General features: G+C 71.9%; 16 protein-coding genes. 2 read left to right on the plus strand and 14 right to left on the minus strand.

Annotated features, from left to right (window positions below; all coding sequences use genetic code 11):
- Window positions 1–47: 47 nt before the first annotated feature.
- Window positions 48–1,445 (minus strand): tetratricopeptide repeat protein, encoded by a 1,398-nt coding sequence (locus HCN51_RS02355; protein WP_168006195.1) that lies wholly within the window; start codon window positions 1,443–1,445, stop codon window positions 48–50.
- A gap of 156 nt (window positions 1,446–1,601) precedes the next feature.
- On the opposite strand from HCN51_RS02355, the gene HCN51_RS02360 reads away from it, so the two are divergent.
- Entirely contained in the window at window positions 1,602–2,423 is an 822-nt protein-coding gene (locus HCN51_RS02360) for a DUF1206 domain-containing protein (RefSeq protein ID WP_230466353.1), read from the plus strand.
- 7 nt (window positions 2,424–2,430) lie between these two features.
- Here HCN51_RS02360 and HCN51_RS02365 read toward each other — a convergent pair whose 3' ends face one another.
- From HCN51_RS02365 to HCN51_RS02390, 6 genes are all read right to left on the minus strand, one after another.
- On the minus strand, window positions 2,431–3,525 hold the full coding sequence (locus HCN51_RS02365) for a glycerophosphodiester phosphodiesterase (protein ID WP_240972308.1): 1,095 nt from the start codon (window positions 3,523–3,525) through the stop codon (window positions 2,431–2,433).
- 151 nt (window positions 3,526–3,676) lie between these two features.
- Complete coding sequence (locus HCN51_RS02370) at window positions 3,677–4,795, minus strand: methyltransferase (protein ID WP_428981525.1); 1,119 nt, start codon at window positions 4,793–4,795, stop codon at window positions 3,677–3,679.
- A gap of 229 nt (window positions 4,796–5,024) precedes the next feature.
- Complete coding sequence (locus HCN51_RS02375; RefSeq protein WP_168006199.1) at window positions 5,025–7,094, minus strand: NACHT domain-containing protein; 2,070 nt, start codon at window positions 7,092–7,094, stop codon at window positions 5,025–5,027.
- Window positions 7,095–7,127: 33 nt separating this feature from the next.
- Window positions 7,128–8,738, minus strand: a complete 1,611-nt coding sequence (locus tag HCN51_RS02380) for a GMC oxidoreductase (protein ID WP_168006201.1) — start codon at window positions 8,736–8,738, stop codon at window positions 7,128–7,130.
- 10 nt (window positions 8,739–8,748) lie between these two features.
- On the minus strand, window positions 8,749–9,306 hold the full coding sequence (locus HCN51_RS02385; protein ID WP_168006203.1) for a carboxymuconolactone decarboxylase family protein: 558 nt from the start codon (window positions 9,304–9,306) through the stop codon (window positions 8,749–8,751).
- Window positions 9,303–10,391: an NAD(P)H-dependent amine dehydrogenase family protein gene (locus HCN51_RS02390; protein ID WP_168006207.1), complete on the minus strand. Its 1,089-nt coding sequence runs from the start codon at window positions 10,389–10,391 to the stop codon at window positions 9,303–9,305. Before HCN51_RS02390 ends, HCN51_RS02385 begins: the two co-directional genes overlap by 4 nt.
- 283 nt (window positions 10,392–10,674) lie before the next feature.
- Between HCN51_RS02390 and HCN51_RS02395 the strand changes: the two genes are divergently transcribed.
- A complete protein-coding gene (locus tag HCN51_RS02395; RefSeq protein WP_168006209.1) occupies window positions 10,675–12,735 on the plus strand; it encodes an ATP-binding protein in 2,061 nt (686 codons plus the stop codon).
- A gap of 47 nt (window positions 12,736–12,782) precedes the next feature.
- On the opposite strand, the gene HCN51_RS02400 is transcribed toward HCN51_RS02395, so the two are convergent.
- The 7 genes from HCN51_RS02400 to HCN51_RS02430 form a co-directional block, all read right to left on the minus strand.
- Window positions 12,783–14,117 carry an amidase gene (locus HCN51_RS02400; protein ID WP_168006211.1) on the minus strand — a complete coding sequence of 445 codons (1,335 nt, stop codon included), beginning with the start codon at window positions 14,115–14,117 and terminating at the stop codon, window positions 12,783–12,785.
- A 73-nt stretch (window positions 14,118–14,190) separates the two neighbouring features.
- Window positions 14,191–15,024 (minus strand): ABC transporter permease subunit, encoded by an 834-nt coding sequence (locus tag HCN51_RS02405; protein WP_168006213.1) that lies wholly within the window; start codon window positions 15,022–15,024, stop codon window positions 14,191–14,193.
- Between the two features lie 19 nt (window positions 15,025–15,043).
- A complete protein-coding gene (locus HCN51_RS02410) occupies window positions 15,044–15,712 on the minus strand; it encodes an amino acid ABC transporter permease (RefSeq protein WP_080040528.1) in 669 nt (222 codons plus the stop codon).
- Window positions 15,712–16,539 (minus strand): glutamate ABC transporter substrate-binding protein, encoded by an 828-nt coding sequence (locus HCN51_RS02415; protein WP_080040527.1) that lies wholly within the window; start codon window positions 16,537–16,539, stop codon window positions 15,712–15,714. Before HCN51_RS02415 ends, HCN51_RS02410 begins: the two co-directional genes overlap by 1 nt.
- 33 nt (window positions 16,540–16,572) lie before the next feature.
- Entirely contained in the window at window positions 16,573–17,316 is a 744-nt protein-coding gene (locus HCN51_RS02420; protein ID WP_080040526.1) for an amino acid ABC transporter ATP-binding protein, read from the minus strand.
- Between the two features lie 81 nt (window positions 17,317–17,397).
- Entirely contained in the window at window positions 17,398–18,240 is an 843-nt protein-coding gene (locus tag HCN51_RS02425; RefSeq protein ID WP_230466351.1) for a glutamate ABC transporter substrate-binding protein, read from the minus strand.
- Window positions 18,237–18,920, minus strand: a complete 684-nt coding sequence (locus HCN51_RS02430; protein WP_080040525.1) for a response regulator — start codon at window positions 18,918–18,920, stop codon at window positions 18,237–18,239. The genes HCN51_RS02425 and HCN51_RS02430 overlap by 4 nt, the downstream gene beginning before the upstream one ends.
- Window positions 18,921–18,922 lie beyond the last annotated feature (2 nt).

Raw genomic sequence — 18,922 nt, forward strand, 5'->3', positions numbered from 1 at the left:
GAAACTACCCGGCGCCTCCGACAATTCCGGATCGGGCGAACGCGTGATCAAGCGGTCGCGGAGCGGGCGAGCTCGCCCGCGCGGGCGCGGGCCAGGGCCGCCGCCGCGCCGTCGCCGAGCGCGTCGGCCAGGGCCGCCTGCTTGAGCCAGTTGTACGGGCTGCACGGCCGCACGCCGATCCGCTCGCTGATGAGCATCCTGGCGACGTCCGCCCGCCCCGCGCGCAGGGCGGCCTCCAGCAGCGTGCGCTGGACGGCGTCGCGCTGCGCGTGGCTGCCGCCGAACTCGTTGACCCGGTGCCGGATCGGCAGCAGCAGCTCGACCACGCTCTCGTAGTCGCCCCGCCCGAACGCCACGATGGCCCGGCACACCGGTAGCCCCACCCGGAGCGTCATGTCGTGGTTGGTCACCCCGGGGTGCGGCTCGGCGACGTACGCCGCCCGCCCCGCGACCAGCTTCTCCGCCTCCCCGATGCGCCCGGCGCCGACGTACGACATGACCGCGTGCATGTCGTTGAACGCGTAGAACGGCTCCGCGACCCGCTCCGGCCAGGCGTCGGCCAGCGCCCGCCAGCGTTCGTGCTGCTCAAAGCCCTCCAGATGGAGCCGCCACAGCAGCGCGGCGGCGTCGAGCAGCTCCATGCAGCCCTGCCCGGCGGCCAGCACCGCGTCGTAGATGGCGAGGACGCGGGGCACGTCGCCGGTCTCCAGCGCGTACAGGCAGTAGTGCCACCAGGTGTGGACGTTGAAGAACGTCCCGGACGACCAGTGGGGCGTGCGCGCGTCGAGGTAACGCAGCCCGTCGCCGAAGCGGCCCTGCATCTCGTACGTGTGCACCACCGCGTGGATCCCCCACACGTCGCGCGGGTTCAGCTCGACGGCCCGCAGCCCGATCTCCTCGGAGCGGTCGTAGTGGCCGGACTCCTCGAGGCCGAAGGCGTACATGCCGAGCACGTGCCCGAAGTGCGGGTCGTCGTCGTGCCAGGCGGTCAGCGCGCCGCCGACGCGGTCGCGCAGCATGCGCGCGTCGCCGGTGAAGAAGTCGATCTGGTGCCCGGCGGCCAGCGCGAGCGCGTCGCGCGGGTGCTCGGCGGTGATCCGGGCGAGCAGCGTCCCGCAGGTCAGGAAGTCGCCGCCGAGCAGCGCCCGCACGGCCGCGACGTGCGCCCGCTCGCGCGGCAGCAGCGCGGCGCCGCCGGTGCGGCGCAGGAACGCCCCGAACCGGGCCCGCGCCGTGCGGGCGTCCTCGGCCTCGGTGGTCAGCAACCCCAGGTACGCGCTCAGGACGTGGCCCATCGGGAAGTCGGGCGACTCGGCCAGCGCCGCGTTCGCCTCGGCGTCCACCTCGGCCCTGAAGTGCAGCAGCTCGTCGATCGCCCGGTCGTAGTGGCGCACCGCCGCGGCACTCGCGCCCGTCATCGCCAGGCCGTGCTGGTCGTGGGTCACCGCACCACTGTAACCAGCGGCACCCTCAACCAGCGGCACCCTTAACCAGCGGCACCCTTAACCAGCGGCATCGTCGCTGGCAGCGCCCTGTGGAGGCCTACATGCGCGATTCACGGGCACTCGGGGTGGTCTGAAAAGACCTCTCGGGAGGTAAGGGTGAATACTGCGCAACAGGCAGGACGCGAGGCCAAGGCCGCGACGCAGCGCGCGACGCGCAGCCGGCCGATGGCCGTGCTGACCCGGGTGGGCTTGGCGTGCCGCGGCGTGCTGTACGCGCTGATCGGCGTGCTGGCCCTGCAGATCGGCCTCGGTCAGGGATCGGGCGGGCAGGCCGACAAGTCGGGTGCCATCACCACGCTGGCTGAGCTGCCGTTCGGTGAAGTGTTGTTGTGGATCATGGTGGCGGGGTTCGTGGCGCTGGCGATCTGGCAGGCCACGGAGGCGTTGTTCGGCGTCGCGAAGGTGAAGGACCGGGTCGAGGCCGCCGCGCGGACCGTCGTGTACGTGCTGGTCGTCGGCACGCTGTGGAGCGTGATCACCTCCGGCCAGGCCGGCTCCGACGACCAGAAGTCGCAGGACGTGACCGGCAAGCTGCTCGACCTGCCCGGCGGCGACTGGATCGTGGGCGCGATCGGGCTCGGCCTCGTCGCGCTCGGCGTCTACTGGGTGCACCGGGGCGTCACGAAGGGCTTCAGGGAGGAGCTCGACCAGGGGCGGATGTCCCCGAAGGCCCGCATGGTCATGGACCGGCTCGGGGTCGGCGGGTACGCGGCCCGCGGGGCGATCGCCGGAATGGCCGGCATCTTCGTCGTCTACGCGGCGATCACCCACGACCCGGACAAGGCGGGCGGCATCGACAGCGCGCTGCGGCAGTTCGCCGACACCCCCGCCGGGCCCTGGCTGCTCGTGGTGGTGGCGCTGGGGTTGCTGCTGTTCGCCGGCTACTGCTTCGGCGAGTCCCGCTGGCGCCGTACCTGATCGGCCGCTAGGCGGAACGCTTCGCGACGACGGCCCGGCCCATGGCCGGGTCGTCGCAGAACGCCCCGTCGATCCCCAGCTCGATCAGCCGCGACAACCAGCCCATCACGTTCCCCATCGCCCTCGGGAAGACGGGGCTCGCCGGATCCCCGAGCCGGTAGTCGGCCGGGAGCTGCGTGTTCTCGTTCCGCACCGTCCACACGTGCACGTCCAGCCGCCTGCGGTGGGCGTCCGCGACGAGCGTGGTGGGGGCGGTCGTCGCGCCTGAGGTGTCCACCGGCACCACCCGCCGGGTGTCCACGCCGATCCCGTTCGCGTACGCCGCCACCTCGCGCAGCCCGTCCGGCTTGACCATGTCGTCGTAGGTCCTGGTGCTGCCGGCCGCCACCCAGTCGTAGGGCGCGCCGCCGTACGTGATGAGCTGGATCAGCGGCAGCCGCGTCCGGCCGCGCAGCTCGCGCAGGTTCGCCGTCTCGAACGACTGGATGTACGCCTTGCGCACCCGGTACCGGTTCAGCACGTCGAGCAGCGGCTCCTCCAGCGACAGGCCGATGGAGTCGAAGTAGGTGGGGTGCTTGGTCTCCGGGTAGACGCCGACGCCGTGCGCCAGCGCCAGCTTCACGACCTCCTCGAACGTCGGGATCTCCGCCAGCCCGTCGAACGCGGTGTTGTCCGGCCGCAGGTCGGGCACCCGCTCCTTGGCGCGCAGCGTCTTCAGCTCGGCCAGCGTGAAGTCCTCGGTGAACCAGCCGGTGACGGGCCGGCCGTCCACGGTCTTCGTGGTGCGCCGGTCGGCGAACTCCGGGTGCGCGGCCACGTCCGTGGTGCCGGAGATCTCGTTCTCGTGCCGGGCGACCAGCACGTGGTCCTTGGTGGAGACGAGGTCGGGCTCGATGTAGTCGGCGCCCATCGCGATGGCGGCCTCGTACGACAGGAGCGTGTGCTCCGGCCGGTGCGCGGAGGCGCCCCGGTGTCCGATCACGATGGGAGCCTGGCCACGGCGCTCGGCCGTGGCGCTCGGGGTCTGGGTCAGCACGACCGCGACCGTACCGCCGACGAGGACCGTGGACAGCACGCTCGCGAGTAACCTGCGCATCGTCATGCGCGCACGGTAGACCTTCGAGGTGGACCGCGAGTTACGCACGAGCACACAGCGCCGGTCGGGACGGAACGGGCCGCGTTCATCGGGCCGGGTTCACCGGGGCGTGGCCCGGGCGGCCTCGATCACGGGGCCGCGTTCATCGGGGCCGCGTTCATTGGGGCGTGGCCCGGACGGCCTCGATCACGCTCGTCGACAGGGCCAGCTCGGTCACCCCGGTCACCTCCAGCCCCGCCTCCCGCAACAACGCGGTGTACTGCGACAGCGAGCGCTCCCCGCCGGCCCCGAACACGCCCAGCATCCGCATGTCCAGCTCCTTGCCCATGTGCGGGGAGTCGTCATCGGGCAGCACCATGTCCACGAACAGGACCCGCCCGCCCTCCGGCAGCACCGCCAGCACATTCTGAATGATCTTGGTGGCTTCCGGGTCGTCCCAGTTGTGGATCACGTTGGACAGCAGGTAGACGTCCGCCTCGACCGGCACGCTGGAGAAGAAGTCACCCGTGATCACCCCGGCCCGGTCGCCCACCCCGCGCCCCGCCAGGTACGCCCTGGCCACCGGCGCCGTGTGCGCCAGCTCGAACACCACGCCCCGCAGCTGCGGATGCGCCCGCAGGATCGTGGCCAGGATGTGCCCCTTGCCGCCGCCCACGTCCACGATCGTCCTGGCGCCGGAGAAGTCGTAGCGCTCGGCCAGCTCCTTGGCGAACGGCCTGGACCGGGCGTCCATGAACGCGTCGAACCACCCGGCCAGCTCCTTGTCCGCGGCCAGGTGCTCGTAGAGCCCGCCGTACCGGTCGGCGAACGCCTGCCGGCCCGCGCGCACGGTCTCGGCCAGCGTCATCAGCCCGTACATCATGGCCGGATCCGCCGTGGTCAGCACGCCGGCGTGCAACGACCGCGGATGCCCGGGCACCAGGACGGCCCCGCTCTCGGTCAGCTCGTACGTGCCCGGCGAGACGGACCGCAGCAACCCGAGGCCCGCCGCCGCACGCAACACCCTGGCCAGCATGTCCGGCCGCGCCCGGCACCGCTCGCTCAGCTCGGCGACCGTATGCGGCCCGTCCTCCAGCGCCTGCGGCACCTCCAGCCGGACGACGGCGGCCAGCGCACTGAAACGCCACACACCCCGGATGAGATCCCAGACGGACGCCGTGGGATCGGGTGCTGTGCCATTGGGTCCTGTGCCATTGGGTGCTGTGTCATGGGGTGCTGTGCCATGGGGTGCTGTGCCATGGGGTGCTGCGTCATCGGGTGCGGTGGGATCCGACATGGAATTCCTTTCACGACAGGCGCCTCGCCCGCCGATCCCGGGCGAGCACGCGACGTCCGGCGGCCATTCCCGAAATGCGGCTCCCCACGATTCGCGACGAATACGCGGCCACCCCGATCACGACCCGCCTGCCGCCCGGTGAGATGCGGGGAGGTGATGAGGGAAGGCATCATGGTGACTCCTCGTGCAGGGCGCAAGCAAGGGTACTGGTGGGCTTTGCAATTTGTCATTACCGGGAATGGAAAAGGTCCGTGAAATACGGCCGGCCGCCGAAACGCGATAAAACGGCGGGGCGAAATTCGGCGGCCAGGTGGTCACGAAGTTCGGCGTGCCGGAACTGGTAGGCGATGCCGGAGATCCTGAGCAATCCGGCGCCGTAACACCAGTCGAGGAACCGGCCCAGACGCCAGGGGAGCCGGCCGCGGGTGCACAGGAGGAACGCCAGGTACCGCATGCTCACCGGGCCGCCAGTGATCGAGGTGCTGAAACCGAACAGCAGGCCGACGAGCGCGGTGGGGACGGCGAGCTCGGCGGAGCTGCCCAGAACGAGCCCGATGATCATGCACACGACCGCGGTGACGAGCGTGGGCACCAGATGCCCGACGACGTCACCCCTGAGCACCGACCTGGCGTCGATGATACCGGTGCTGTCGCTCGTGGCCAGCCCGAACACCAGCGCGGTGACGAGACCCAGCGCGGGCCAGAGCAGCAGCCCGAACGCCGGCTCGGTCGTCAGCCCGAGCAGGATCCCCACGGCGAGTCCGAGCGCGAGCCCGCGCCGCGCGCGCCGCAGCAGCGCCCGGCGGCCTTCGGCAGTGCGGGCACGAGAGGTGTCGAGGCGGCCAGGAGCGGGCCAGAGATCCCACCAGTCGCCCGTGCCGATCTGGATGGCGCCGACCAGGAACAGGGAGCCGCCGATCGTGACGGACCACCAGCCGGCGAAGGCGGATCGGGCGAAGACGGCGAACAGCACCGCCGCGATCAGGTTCACGGCCAGCATGAGCAGGACGGCGACGGCTCGGGGGCGGCGCCCCGCGAGAGGCCACAACTCGTGCAGCACGAGGTCGGTGCTGGACAACGGGCGTCCGGCGAGCGTCGGGCGCCCCTCGTTGGCGGCCAGGTAGGCGGCCAGGAGCGAGAGCCAGGCGTGCACCTGCTCCGAAGCGGGGGCCGGCTTCCCCGGACAGGCGGCGACCCGCGCGTGGACGAACCGGCTGAGCAGGTGGTGGTGTACGCTCTCCTCCCCGGCCAGCAGGATGAGGTCACGTGGGTCGCGCAGGAACCGGCCACTGACCGGGTCGCGTTCGTGGAAGACGCTCGTGACGAGGGTCAGCTGCCAGGGCGTGCTCAGGGACTTCGCGAGAGCGTGGTCTCCCTGGGTGAGGACGTCCAGCACCGGCTCCCAGCGGGCCGGATCCTCCTGGTCGGTCACGGCCTGGATGAATCGCCACGCCTTGTCGCCCGACACCGGTGCCATGTCGATCCGGGCGACCGCCTTGGCGCCCGCGCCGGCCTCGACGAACGCGTCATACTGGCCGGTCCTGCAGGTCACGACGAGCCGCGACCGCGTCAGCCCGTCCTGCTGGTACTCATCCAGCGCGACCAGCGCCCGGCCCGCGCGCGAGCCGAACCCGGGCTCAGGCGTGTCGTCCATCTCGTCCAGCCCGTCGACCACCGGCAGGATCCGCCCGGCCGCGACGAGGGCGGCGGCGGTCACCGGCGAGAGGGCGAACGTCGCCACCAGGTGCCCGGCGAGCCAGTCGGCCACCGGCACGCCGGTGTCCCAGCTCGCCGCCGACAGCCGGACCGGGACGGGGTCGTCCGCGTCGCGGCCGGTGAGCAACCCAATGATCAACTGCACCGCAAGGACCGTCTTCCCCGATCCGGCGGGCCCCGTGATCACCAGCCGTTCCGGCGCTTCCAGCCCCCGGAAGTAGGCCACGACCTCCCGCAGGCTCCCGTCCGGCGCGGCGGAGACCGGGCTGCCCTGGCGGCGGAAGGTGAACTCGACGTCGATGACCTCCTTCTCGCCCACCAGTTGCGTGCCCTGCTTGGTCTCCGCCTTCCGCACCGCCTCCGCCAGCCGTGCCGACCACACCTGGACGTCGGCGTCGGCGATCCGCTGCGCCGCCCGTCCCTGTCGCCACGCCGTCCCGGCCAGCGCCGCGGACACCAGCCCGATGCCGGCGCCGACCGGATCGACGTCGCCCTTGTACTCCGACCACGTCCACACCGCGGCCGAGACCGCGACCACGGCGAAGACCACGGCGGTCGCCCTGCACCACCACGCCCGGCCCATGGCGCCATCATCCCCGCATAACGGGGCCGATGCTCACAGATCGGTGGCGATGATGTGCTCGATGTTGCGCTCAGCCAGTGCCGTGATCGTCACGAACGGGTTGACGGTCGTGTTGCCCGGGATCAGCGCCCCGTCGATGACGTACAGCCCCGGGTACGCGGTCAGCCGGCCGTAGTTGTCGGTGGCCTTGTCGAGCACGGCGCCCCCGAGCGGGTGGTAGGTCAGGTGGTCGCCCCAGATCTTGTAGACGCCGAACAGGTCCGTCCGGTAGATCGTGCCCTCCTTGGCGTTGATCTTGTCGAAGATGCTCTTGGCCATGTCGATCGACGGCTGCTTCCAGGCGGTCTGCCAGCTCAGCTCCACCCGGCCGGCGCTCGCGTTCCAGGAGAACCGGGCGCGGTTCGGGTTGTCGGTGATGGACAGGTAGAACGAGGCGTACGTCTCGATGCCGGTGGGCAGCGGGGCCACCTCGGCGAAGGCGCCGCCGGCCGTCCAGTTGTCGATGCCGCAGCACGGGATGGCCGACTGGAGCTTGCCCGTCGGGTCCCACAGGTGGTTGGCGCGGCCGCACATGACGTTGCCGTTGTCGCCCCAGCCCTTGCCGACCTCGCCGTTGAGCGCGGGCAGCACGCCCGTCGCCTTCAGCTTGACCAGGAGCTTGCTGGTGCCGACGCTGCCCGCGGCGAAGAACACCCGGTCGGCCGTGACCGTCTTCGTGGTGACGACGGCGCCGGTCGTGTCGATCTGCTCGATGGTGACCGTGTACGAGCCGCCCGCCGGGGCGACCGAGGTGACCCGGTGCAGGGGGGAGACGGTGACGCGGCCGGTCGCCGCGGCGCGGGCCAGGTACGTCTTCTGCAGCGACTTCTTGCCGTGGTTGTTGCCGTAGAGGATCTCGCCGGCCAGGGCCGACTGGGGGACGGTGCCGGCCGCCTCCTGCTCCATGTAGTCCCAGTCGTAGACGTCCGGGACGAACACGAACGGGAAGCCGGAGCGCTGGGCGTGCTTGCGGCCGACGCGGGCGTACTGGTAGCAGGCGGTCGTCTCGAACCAGGCGGGGTCCACCGTGGCGACGCCCAGGCCGGCGTTGGCGCGCGGGTAGTAGACGCCGTACATCTCGGCGGGGTCGACGGAGGGGAGGACGGCGGGGAAGTTCTCGCGTTTCGGGGTGACCGCCATGCCGCCGTTGACGAGGGAGCCGCCGCCGACGCCGCGGCCCTGGTAGACGGTGATGCCGGCGAACTCCTCCGCGTCCAGGATGCCCGTGTGGCGGGGGATGTCGCGGTCGATGGGGAAGCCGAGGAAGTAGTTGAGCGGGGCTTTGGTGCGGGTGCGCAGCCAGTAGGAGCGGTAGTCGGGCTCGCGCGTGTTGCAGAAGATCTTGCCGTCGGTGCCGGGGGTGTCCCAGGCCTTGCCCATCTCGATCATGTGGACGTCCACGCCCGCCTGGGCGAGGCGCAGGGCGGCCACCGAGCCGCCGTACCCGGTGCCGATGACCAGGGCGGCGACGTGCGCGCCCGAGCCGATCGGGCCGGCGGTGCGGGCGCGGGCGGCGGGGGAGTGGGCGCCGAGGGCGGCGGTGCCGAGCAGGGCGCCGGTGGCGGTCAGGAAGCCGCGGCGGGAGACGTCGTCGGTGGTGCTCATGGGGCCGGCCTCACTCTCGGCTCGGGGTGGGTGCGGGGTCGCCGGACGGGCTGCGGGCGGATGACGGTGCCGAGGAGAGGGCGGGGGAGGGGGCGTGCGGAAGGCGGCAGACGGTGTCCAGGCCGAGGACGTGGTTGAGGCGGCCGAAGGCCAGCCACGAGCCGATGCACATGCTCAGCTCCACGATCTCGAGCTGGCTGTAGTGCGCGCTCATCCGGCCCCAGAACTCCTCGTCGAGCCCGTGGTGGTCCAGGGTGTACCGCTCGGCGTACTCGGCGGCCAGCCGGGTGCGGGCGTCGAAGCCGCCGGTGGTGCGCCATTCGGTGACCGCGTCGGCGAAATCGTCCTCGACCGTCTGCCCGTCCCGCTCGGTCCGCCAGTCGAGGCAGAACGCGCAGCCGTTGATCTGCGCGACCCGCAGTCTGGCGGCCTCGAACTCGCGCAGCCCGAGCGTCGTGTGCGCGTACACGGCCATGGAGTAGCCGGACGCGGCGGGCCCGATGCCGGGCACCATCTCCCCCCACACGTACGCGATCGCGTCCTTCCCCTCAGGGATGTCGATCTTCACCCGTTCCTCCTTCCGGCGTTGCCGAGCTTGCCGATGGCGGGCCGCAGCGGTACGTCGAGCGCGTCGTAGAGGCCCGGCCCCGCCTCCACGAGCCATTCGATGGCGCCCACCAGGCGGCCGGCGGCGGTCGCGTTGCCGCCGGCGGAGTGGTTGCCGTCCTCGTCGCTGGCCTGCACGGTGACCTCGATACGCGGCCGGCCCTCGATGATCACGCGGTGCGCGCCGGCGCCACCGGGCGGGGCAGGCCAGTCGGGCGCGCACGACGGGTGGATGCGGGTGACGTGCTCCAGCACGATCCTGGGCGCTCCGCCGACGATCCCCCGCACCTCGAACCGCACCGCGCCCTGCGTGCCCGCCTCGAACGCGCCCATCGACGCGGTCTTGACGGCGGACTCCAGCGGCCGGCGCTCCACGTGCTCGCGCACGTCGTCGAGGTCGGCGCCGAGCGCCCTGGCGATGAGCCGCACCTGGCCGCCCCACACCATGGAGGGCACGGACGGCGCGAGCATCGGCGGCTCGTAGTCCATCGGCTGGCCCATGCCGACCAGGTAGCGGACCGCGTCGGGCTGGTCGTAGGTGGAGTAGTCGAAGATCTCCTGGCAGCGTACGGCGTCCACGGTCGAGGCCAGCCCGCTGACCAGCAGCGGCAGCACGTCGTTGGCCCAGCCGGGGTCGACGCCGGAGGTGAACAGGGAGCCGCCGCCCTCCTCGATCGCGGCCAGCACGGGCCCGCGGATCTCGGGCGGGGCGCCGCGGTGGTCGTAGAGGGCGTACAGGGAGGGGGTGACGACCACGGCGCCGGCGCGCAGGGCGCGGACCACGTCGTCCAGCGCCTCGGACGGCCGCATGTCGCCGGAGGCCGCGTACACGACGGCCTCCGGACCGGCGGCGAGCGCGGCCTCGACGTCGGTGCTCGCGGGGACGTCGAGGCGGTGGCCGAGCCCGGCCAGCTCGCCGGCGTCGCGGCCGATCTTGGCGGGGTCGTGGACGAGGACGGCGGTCAGGTCGAGCCCGGGATGGGCGGCGACGGCGCGGATGGCGGCGCGGCCGACGTTGCCGGTACCCCAGACGATCGTGGACACCATGGGCGGAGCGTAGCAAGCGCTTGGTTAAGTGTGAAGGGCCCGCCGACCCGGCGCTTTCCATGGTCGAGCCGCGGCCCGCCGGACGAACCCGGCGAACCCCCCGAAGGCCGGACGGTATTAAGAAACGCCCGCAACCCCGTCGGTTGCGTAGTCACTTTCTCACTTTTCGTGGCGGATCCTGGCCGCTTCCGGCAAGCTGCTGTCACCGAACGCGGTGGACCGAGCCGGACAGGTGAGGATCATGAACATGGGTGGGCGGCATGCCGGGAATCTGCCGCCGGAGATGACCAGTCTGGTGGGCCGCCGCGAAGAACTCGCCCGGATCCGCCGGTTGTGCAGGGAATTTCGCATGGTGACGCTGACCGGGGTGGGCGGGGTCGGCAAGACCCGGCTCGCGCTGCGGGCCGCCGCCCTCATGCAGCCCGGCTACGGCGACGGGGCCTGGCTCGTCCCGCTCTCGGCGCTGGACCAGGGGGCGCTGCTGCCGTACACGATCGCCGAGGCGCTGCCGCTGGCCGACCGCACGACCAGGCCCATGATGGAGGTGCTGACCGAATACCTCATGGACCGGCACCTCCTGCTCGTCCTCGACACCTGCGAGCACCTGGTCGAGGAGGTCGCCGTCACGGCGCGCGACCTGCTCGTCGCCGCGCCCCGGCTGTCGATCCTGGCCACCAGCCGCCGCCCCCTGGGCGTGCCCGACGAGCAGGTGCTGATCATCGACCCGCTGCCCGTGCCCGACTCCGGGGGCGGCGGGCGGCAGGACGCCGTCACGCTGCTCGCCGACCGCACCGCGCAGAGCGTGCCCGGCTTCGCCGTCACCGACGGCAACCGCGCCGACCTGGCCCGCCTGTGCCGCCGCCTGGAAGGGCTGCCCCTGGCCATCGAGCTGGCCGCGGCCCGGCTGCGCGACCTGCCCGCCGCCGAGCTGTGCGAGCGGCTCGACGACCGCTTCGAGCTGCTCGGCGACAACGAGGCCGAGGTCAGCCAGGCCGACCCGCCCTGGCACCAGGCGCTGCGCACGGCCATCGGATGGAGCCACCAGCTCTGCACCCCGGAGGAGCGGCTGCTGTGGGCCCGCACGTCCGTCTTCGCCGGCAGCTTCGACGACGCCGCCGTGGCCGAGGTCTGCTCCGACGCGCTGCTGCCCGCCGCCGCCATCCCCGACCTGCTGGCCGAGCTGGTCGACAAGTCGATCCTGATCTGGTCGCCCACCGGCGGCGGCGAGCGTTACCGCATGCTCGACACCATCCGCGAGTACGGCGCCATCTGGCTGCGCGCGCTCGGCGAGCAGGACGGGCTGCGGCGCCGGCACCGCGACTTCTACCTCAAGCTCGCCCGCCGCGGCGACGCCGCCTGGCTCGGCCCCGACCAGATCTCCTGGAACGACCGCGTCAACGCCGAGCACGACAACCTGCGCACCGCGCTCGACTTCTGCCTGTCCAACTCCCGCGACCACACCGCCCTGGAGATGGCCGCCGCGCTGTGGTTCTTCTGGTACCCGTGCGGCTTCCTGCGCGAGGGCCAGCACTACCTGGAGCGCGCACTCAACCTCGACGTCGAGCCCAGCGTCGTGCGCAACCGCGCGCTGTGGGTGTGCAGCCTGACCCTCATGGTGCAGGGCGACCCCGACGCCGGCATGGCCTGGGCCGCCGAGTGCGCCGGCATCGCCGAGCAGCTCGGCGACACCGCCGCCGCGCAGGCCGCGCAGGCCATGGTGATGGCCGCGGCCACCATCAGGGGCGACCTCGCGCTCGCGCTGGCGCTGGCCGACAGCCTGCTCGCCGTGCACCGGCCCGAGCGCGGCCTCACCCTGCCCACGATGCTGGCCCGGCTGGGCCAGAGCCACGTGCACACCGCGTACGGGCGGGTCGAGGACGCGGTCAAGGCGCTGGAGGAGATGTGCGCCGAGTGCGACAAGTACGGCGAGCGCTGGATGCGCGCCTACGCCGACCTGTTCCGCGCCCAGGCGGAGCTGTCGCTCGGCCGCAACGACGCCGCCCAGACCTACGCCCGCTCGGCGCTGGAGGTCAAGCACCGGCTGCACGACAGCATCGGCATCGCCCTCGCCCTCGACGTGCTGGCCTGCGCCGCCTCCGCCTCAGGGCACGGCGAGCCGGCCGCCCGCCGGCTCGGGCTGGCCCAGCAGGTGTGGGACACGATCGGGCGCGCGCAGATCGGCATCCACGAGTGGGTCAGCGCGCGGGAGACGTGCGAACGGCAGGCGCGCGCGATGCTCGGCGACGAGGCGTACCAGGCGGCCTTCCGCGCCGGCTACGACACGATGCTCGACACCGGCATCCTGCACGCCCTGCACCCCACCCACCCGGCACCGGAACACTAGCGGGGTGCCAGGCGGGGGATCGCCACCGGAGCGCGGCGGGAGCGCCGTCAGCCGAGTGCGGCGGGTGCCAGGCGGGCCGCCGCCGTGAAGAGGCGGGCCTCGTCGCCCGGCCGGCACACGAGCTGCAGCCCGACCGGCAGCCCGGCCACCGTCCCGGCGGGCACGGTCAGCGCGGGCAGGCCGAGCACGTTCCACGGGCTGGTCAGGGCGAGCAACGCGGGACGCACGGCGACGCTCCGCCCGTCCAGCTCGATCTCGCGCTGGTCGATGATCGGCGCGATGATCGGCACGGTCGGCATCGCGAGCACGTCGTGCCGCCCGAACAGCGTCTCGACCATGCCGGCCAGCCGCCGTCGGCTGTCGAGCGCCCGCACGTACCGCCAGCCGGGCACCTCGAAGGCGGCGCGCAGCCGCTCCAGCACCTCGGCGTCGAACAGTTCGGGCGCCCGCTCCAGCCGCCCGGCGTGCACGGCGGCGGTCTCGCAGCTCTGCACGACCGTGTACGTCTCCCACACCTCCCCGGCGAACCCTTCCGGCAGCCGCACCTCCACCGCGTCCTCCACCGCGTCCTCCAGCAGGGCCCGCACGGCCGCCGTCACCCGGGCGTCACCGTCGAACAGCCCGGCGGGATCCACCCAGCCGACCGTCGGGCTCCCGTCGCCGGACACCTCCCCGCCCAGGCAGCGGTAGGCGATCAGGCAGTCCCGCGCGCCGCCCGCCAGCACGCCCACGTGGTCGTAGCTGGCCGACAGGGGGAACACCCCGTCCGCCGGGATCGCCCCGTACGCGGGCTTGAACCCGGCGATCCCGCACAGAGCCGCCGGGATGCGCACGGACCCGCCCGTGTCGGTGCCGAGCGCGAGCGGGACGATGCCCGCCGCCACGGCCGCCGCGCTGCCGCCACTGGAGCCGCCCGACATGCGTGCCGGGTCCGCGGGGTTGCGCGAGGGGCCGTTGGCGGAGCGGTCGCCGGTCGGCCCGTACGCGAACTCGTGCGTCGTCGTCTTGCCCACGATGACCGCCCCGCACGCGCGCAGCCGCGTCACGCACGCGGCGTCGGTGTCGGGGACGTACCGGGCGAAGTGCCGCGACCCCATTGTCGCGGGCAGCCCGGCCACCATGATCAGGTCCTTGACCGCGACCGGCAGGCCGTGCAGCGGGCCCCGGTCGGTGCCCGCCGCCAGCTCCTCGTCGGCCTGGCGCGCCGCCTTCAGCGCCCCGGCGGCGTCCACGGTGACGAAGGCGTTCAGCTCCGGGCCGAGCGCCTCGGCGGCGGCGAGCGCCCGCTCGGTCAGCGCGGTGGCGGTGACGCGCCCGTCGCGCAGGTCGCGGGCGAGGCCGGTGAGGTCACGGCCGGCGAAGAAACCAGGGGAAATCGGCATGAGGTCATCATGCGGGACGAAAGGGCCCCGCCGTCATCGGAAGCGTCCCGCCGTCATCGGGCGCGTCCTGCCGTCATCGGGAGCGCCGTGCGGACGAGCCGGAACGCCGTGCGGAGGAGGCGCCGAGACGGTGCGCCAGCCGGTCGAGCGCCATGTTGATCACGATGAAGATGGCCGCGATGAGGATGGCCGCCGGGATGACGTTGGAGAAGTTGGCCGCGATCCCGTTCAGCCCCCTGTCCACCAGCTCGTCGTAGCCCACGATCAGGCCCAGCGCCGAGTCCTTGAGCAGCACCACGAACTGGCTGATCAGCGCGGGCAGCATGGCCTTGACCGCCTGCGGCAGCAGGACCAGCCGCATGACCTGCCCCTTGCGCATGCCCACCGCGTACGCCGCCTCCCGCTGCCCCTTCGGCAGGCTCAGCACCCCGGCCCGGATGATCTCCGCGATCACCGACCCGTTGTAGAGCGTCAGCCCGAACACGACGGCGGCGAACGCCGAGATGTTCACGCCGATGAGCACGAACGACCCGAAGAAGGCGAAGAAGATCAGCAGCAGCAGCGGCACGGACCGGAAGAACTCCACCACCATGGCCGCCGGCACCCGGATCCACCGGTGCTCCGACAGCCGGGCGACGGCGAACACGAGCCCGAACAGCGCCGCCAGCACCACCCCGGCCACGGCCGCCGCCAGCGTGCCGGCCAGGCCGGGCAGGATGAACGTGGCCCACACGTCGGCCCGCAGCAGCGGCGTCCACTTCTCCGCCGCCCACTGGTCCTTCTCGTCGAAGCGGACGTAGACGACGTACGCCACGGCCAGCAGCGCCAGCGCGACCAGGGCGGTCAGCACCCGGTTGCGGCGCACCCCGCGCGGGCCGGGCCTCTCGTACAGGTTCGCGTAAGTCACGCGTCCACCTCCAAGGGAATCACCGGGCCACCGCCAGCCGCTTCGACAGCCAGCCGAACAACAACCCCATCGGCAGGCACAGCAGCACGAACCCGGCGGCGAAGCCGAGGAAGATCTCGATGACCTGGTCGCCGTACGTCTCGATCAGCTCGCGCATCCGCACCGACGCCTCCGCGACGCCCACCACCAGGGCGATCGTGGTGTTCTTGGTCAGCGCGATGAGGATGCTGCCCAGCGGCGCCACCACCGCGCGGAACGCCTGCGGCAGCGTGATCAGTGCCAGCGTCTTGACGAAGCCGAGCCCGAGCGAGCGGGCCGCCTCCGCCTGCCCCACAGGCACCGTGTTGAGGCCCGAGCGCAGCGCCTCGCACACGAACGCCGAGGTGTAGGCGGTCAGCCCGATCACGGCGAGCCAGAAGTTGTTGGTCGCGATGTCGTCCGACAGCTCCAGGCCCAGGTTCGCGCCGATGCCGAGGCCGGTGAACAGCAGCACCAGCGTCAGCGGCGTGTTGCGGGCCACGGTCACGTACACGGTCGCGGTGGCCCGCAGCGAGGCCAGGGGGGCCACCCGCATGGCGGTCAGCAGCGTGCCCAGCACCAGCGAGCCGAGCGCGCTGACCGCCGTCAGCCGCACCGTCATCCAGAAGGCGGCCAGGATGGTGCCGCCCTCGTTCAGCAGCGCTTCCATCAGTACCGCTCGAGCTGCGGGGCCTGCGGCAGGGCGAAGCCGGAGGCGCCCACGCTGGCCTGCAGCGCCTTGGTCCAGCTCCCGTCGGAGAACATCTTCTCCAGGGCGTCGTTGATCGCCTTGCGGCCGGCCGTGTCGTCCTTCTTCAGCCCGATGCCGTACTTCTCGGTGCTGAACGTCTTGCCGACCACCTTCAGCTTGCCGGTGTGCTGGGCGGCGTACCCGGCGAGGATGACGTTGTCGGTGGTGATGGCGTCGAGCTGGCCGCCGAGCACGCGGTCCACGCACGCCGAGTACGTCCGCTCCTCCTGGAGCTGCACCTCCTTGGCGTACTCCGCCTTCACCTTCTGCGCGGGCGTCGAGCCGGCCACCGAGCACAGCTTCTTGCCGTTGAGCGCCTCGGGCCCGGTCAGCGCCGTGTCGTCGGCGCGGACGAGCAGGTCCTGCCCGGCCACGAAGTACGGCCCGGCGAAGGACACCTTCTGCTTGCGGGCGTCGGTGATCGAGTACGTGGCCACCACCATGTCGACCTGGCCCTGCTCGATGAACGCCTCCCGGTTGGCCGACACGGTCTCCTTGAACGTGATGCCGCTCGGCTCGACCCCGAGCTGCTTGGCCACGTACTTGGCGACCTCCACGTCGAAGCCGGTGAAGCTGCCGTCCGGCGTGCGCAGGCCGAGGCCGGGCTGGTCGGCCTTGACGCCGATCACCAGCTTCTTGTCGTTCTTGGCCTTGTCCACGATGGAGGCGTAGCTCTCGGAGCCGCCGCCGCACCCGGAGGCGACGGCCACGACGGCGAACACGGCGAAAAGGGATCTGCCGAACATGACAACTCCTCAGTAATGAACGATCTCGGCGAGTCAGTGGGTCAGGATCTTGGCGAGGAAGGACTGGGCGCGGTCGCTGGCGGGCGCGCCGAAGAACGTGTCAGGGGTGTTCTGCTCGACGATCTCGCCGTCGGCCATGAAGACGACCCGGTCGGCCGCGCGGCGGGCGAAGCCCATCTCGTGCGTGACGACGACCATGGTCATGCCCTCGCGGGCCAGCCCCGTCATGACGTCCAGCACCTCGTTGACCATCTCCGGGTCCAGCGCCGAGGTGGGCTCGTCGAACAGGATCGCCTTCGGGTCCATGGCCAGCGCCCGGGCGATGGCCACCCGCTGCTGCTGCCCGCCGGACAGCTGGGCGGGGAACTTGTCGGCCTGCCCGCCGATGCCGACCCGGTCGAGCAGCTCGCGGGCCTTGCGCACGGCCGCGTCCTTCGATCGCTTGAGCACGTGGACCTGCCCGAGGACGACGTTGTCCAGGACGGTCTTGTGCGCGAACAGGTTGAAGGACTGGAAGACCATGCCGACCTCGGCCCGCAGCCGCGCCAGCTCCTTGCCCTCAGCGGGCAGCGGCGTCCCGTCGAGGGTGATCGTGCCGGAGTCGATCGTCTCCAGCCGGTTGATCGCGCGGCACAGGGTGGACTTGCCCGCCCCGGACGGGCCGATGATCACCACGACCTCGCCCTGCCGTACGGTCAGGTTCACGTCCCTGAGCACATGGTGGTCGCCGAATCGCTTGTTGACCTGGTCCAGGACGATCAGGTCCGCCTGGGTCATGCCTCACGCTCCTCGTGTCGGTCAGCGTTGGCGTAACCGTAGGAGCCGCATGTTCCGCGAAAAGGCTTGTGATCGTTCTGCTCAGCAATTGGCCCGGGGAGGTGCCGGTTTGGCGGATTCGGAGGTGGCGCCGGAGACCCCGACGGTGGCCATGTAGGCGCGGTCCCACTCGCCGTTGCACAGCCAGCGCGCGATCAGCCCGTTGAGGTAGTCGCGGAAGGCGGTGTCCTGCTTGCGCATGCCCATCCCGTACGGCTCGCGCGCGAACGGCTTGCCGACCAGCCGCAGCGTGTCGGGGTGCTGGGCGTACAGGCCGAGCAGGATGGTGTCGTCGGTGCTGACCGCGTCGACCCGCCCGGCGATCAGCGCGGGCACGCAGATGCTGTACGCGTCCACGACCGTCAGGTGGATGCCGGGCACCGTCGTCTCCAGCCGGTCGACCGAGGTGGAGCCGCGCGCCGTGCACACGGTCTTGCCCTTGAGGTCGGCGACCTGGTTGATGGTGGAGTCTCCGACCCGGACGAGCAGGTCCTGGCCGGCGTAGTAGTACGGCTCGGTGAAGGTGACCCGCTTGGCCCGGGTCGGCGTGATCGAGTACGTGGCGATGACGAGGTCCACCACGCCCTGCTCGATGAAGTCCTCGCGCTTGCTGGAGACGGTCTCGACGAAGCGGATGTTGCGCTCGCTGCCGGTCAGGTCCTTGGCGACCAGGCGGGCCATCTCCGCGTCGAACCCGGTGATCCGCCCGCTGGCGGGATCCTTGTAGCCGAAGATCGGCTGGTCGAACTTGATGCCCACGGTCAGGATGCCGCGTGCCTTGATGCGGGCCATCGTGGTGTCCTCGGGGAAGGCGTTCGCCTCGCCGCAGGCGGTGGGCAGCAGGCCGACCAGCACGGCCGCCAGCAACGCCCGCAACGCCCTCATCGGATGCGGTACCGGTGCTGGGGGCGCCCCGTCGTGCCGTACTTGGGCCGGCCCTCGACCAGCCCCCGCTCGGCCAGGTGCTCCAGGTAGCGGCGGGCGGTGGCCCGGCTGACGCCGACCTTGGCGGCCAGCTCGTCGGCCGAGGCGTCCTCGACCTCCGACAGCGCGTCGAGGACCGTCTGCTCGGTGGAGGCCGAGATGCTCTTGGGGCGGGTGCCGACATCGAGGTGGAGCGAGCGGAAGAGGTTGTCGATCTCCTGCTGGTCGGTGAACCGGGACTCGGACTCGAGCTGTTTGACGGTGGCGGCGTAACGCAGCAGGGCCTGCTCCAGGGTGCCCGCCCTGGTCGGTTTGACCAGGTAGTTGAGTGCGCCGCGCTGGATGGCGGCGCGGACCGTGGCCGACTCCTTGCGGCCGGAGATCACGATGACGTCGGCGGGTGGCTGGTCGGGGCGGCGCAGCCGGTGCGCGACCTCCAGACCGGGCATATCAGGGAGGTGCAGATCGAGCAGCACGAGGCGGGGCGCGAACCGGCCGGCCGCGGCCAGCGCCGCGTGGCCGGTGTGGGCGATGCCCACGACTCTGAACCCGAGCACCCGGTTGACCTGCGCGTGCAGGGCCGCCGTGACGACCGGGTCGTCGTCCACGATGAGAACGGTGATGTCCCTGAGCTCAGGCATCG

It is taken from the genome of Nonomuraea composti (assembly GCF_012034275.1).
GTDB lineage: Bacteria > Actinomycetota > Actinomycetes > Streptosporangiales > Streptosporangiaceae > Nonomuraea > Nonomuraea composti.

Bases quoted from the DNA above. Each gene is read 5' to 3' on its own strand.
- HCN51_RS02365 (WP_240972308.1), bottom strand. From the start codon at position 3,525: ATGACGATGCGCAGGTTACTCGCGAGCGTGCTGTCCACGGTCCTCGTC.
- HCN51_RS02370 (WP_428981525.1), bottom strand. From the start codon at position 4,795: ATGTCGGATCCCACCGCACCCGATGACGCAGCACCCCATGGCACAGCA.
- HCN51_RS02375 (WP_168006199.1), bottom strand. From the start codon at position 7,094: ATGGGCCGGGCGTGGTGGTGCAGGGCGACCGCCGTGGTCTTCGCCGTG.
- HCN51_RS02380 (WP_168006201.1), bottom strand. From the start codon at position 8,738: ATGAGCACCACCGACGACGTCTCCCGCCGCGGCTTCCTGACCGCCACC.
- HCN51_RS02390 (WP_168006207.1), bottom strand. From the start codon at position 10,391: ATGGTGTCCACGATCGTCTGGGGTACCGGCAACGTCGGCCGCGCCGCC.
- HCN51_RS02395 (WP_168006209.1), top strand. From the start codon at position 10,675: ATGACCAGTCTGGTGGGCCGCCGCGAAGAACTCGCCCGGATCCGCCGG.
- HCN51_RS02400 (WP_168006211.1), bottom strand. From the start codon at position 14,117: ATGCCGATTTCCCCTGGTTTCTTCGCCGGCCGTGACCTCACCGGCCTC.
- HCN51_RS02410 (WP_080040528.1), bottom strand. From the start codon at position 15,712: ATGGAAGCGCTGCTGAACGAGGGCGGCACCATCCTGGCCGCCTTCTGG.
- HCN51_RS02415 (WP_080040527.1), bottom strand. From the start codon at position 16,539: ATGTTCGGCAGATCCCTTTTCGCCGTGTTCGCCGTCGTGGCCGTCGCC.
- HCN51_RS02420 (WP_080040526.1), bottom strand. From the start codon at position 17,316: ATGACCCAGGCGGACCTGATCGTCCTGGACCAGGTCAACAAGCGATTC.
- HCN51_RS02425 (WP_230466351.1), bottom strand. From the start codon at position 18,240: ATGAGGGCGTTGCGGGCGTTGCTGGCGGCCGTGCTGGTCGGCCTGCTG.
- HCN51_RS02430 (WP_080040525.1), bottom strand. From the start codon at position 18,920: ATGCCTGAGCTCAGGGACATCACCGTTCTCATCGTGGACGACGACCCG.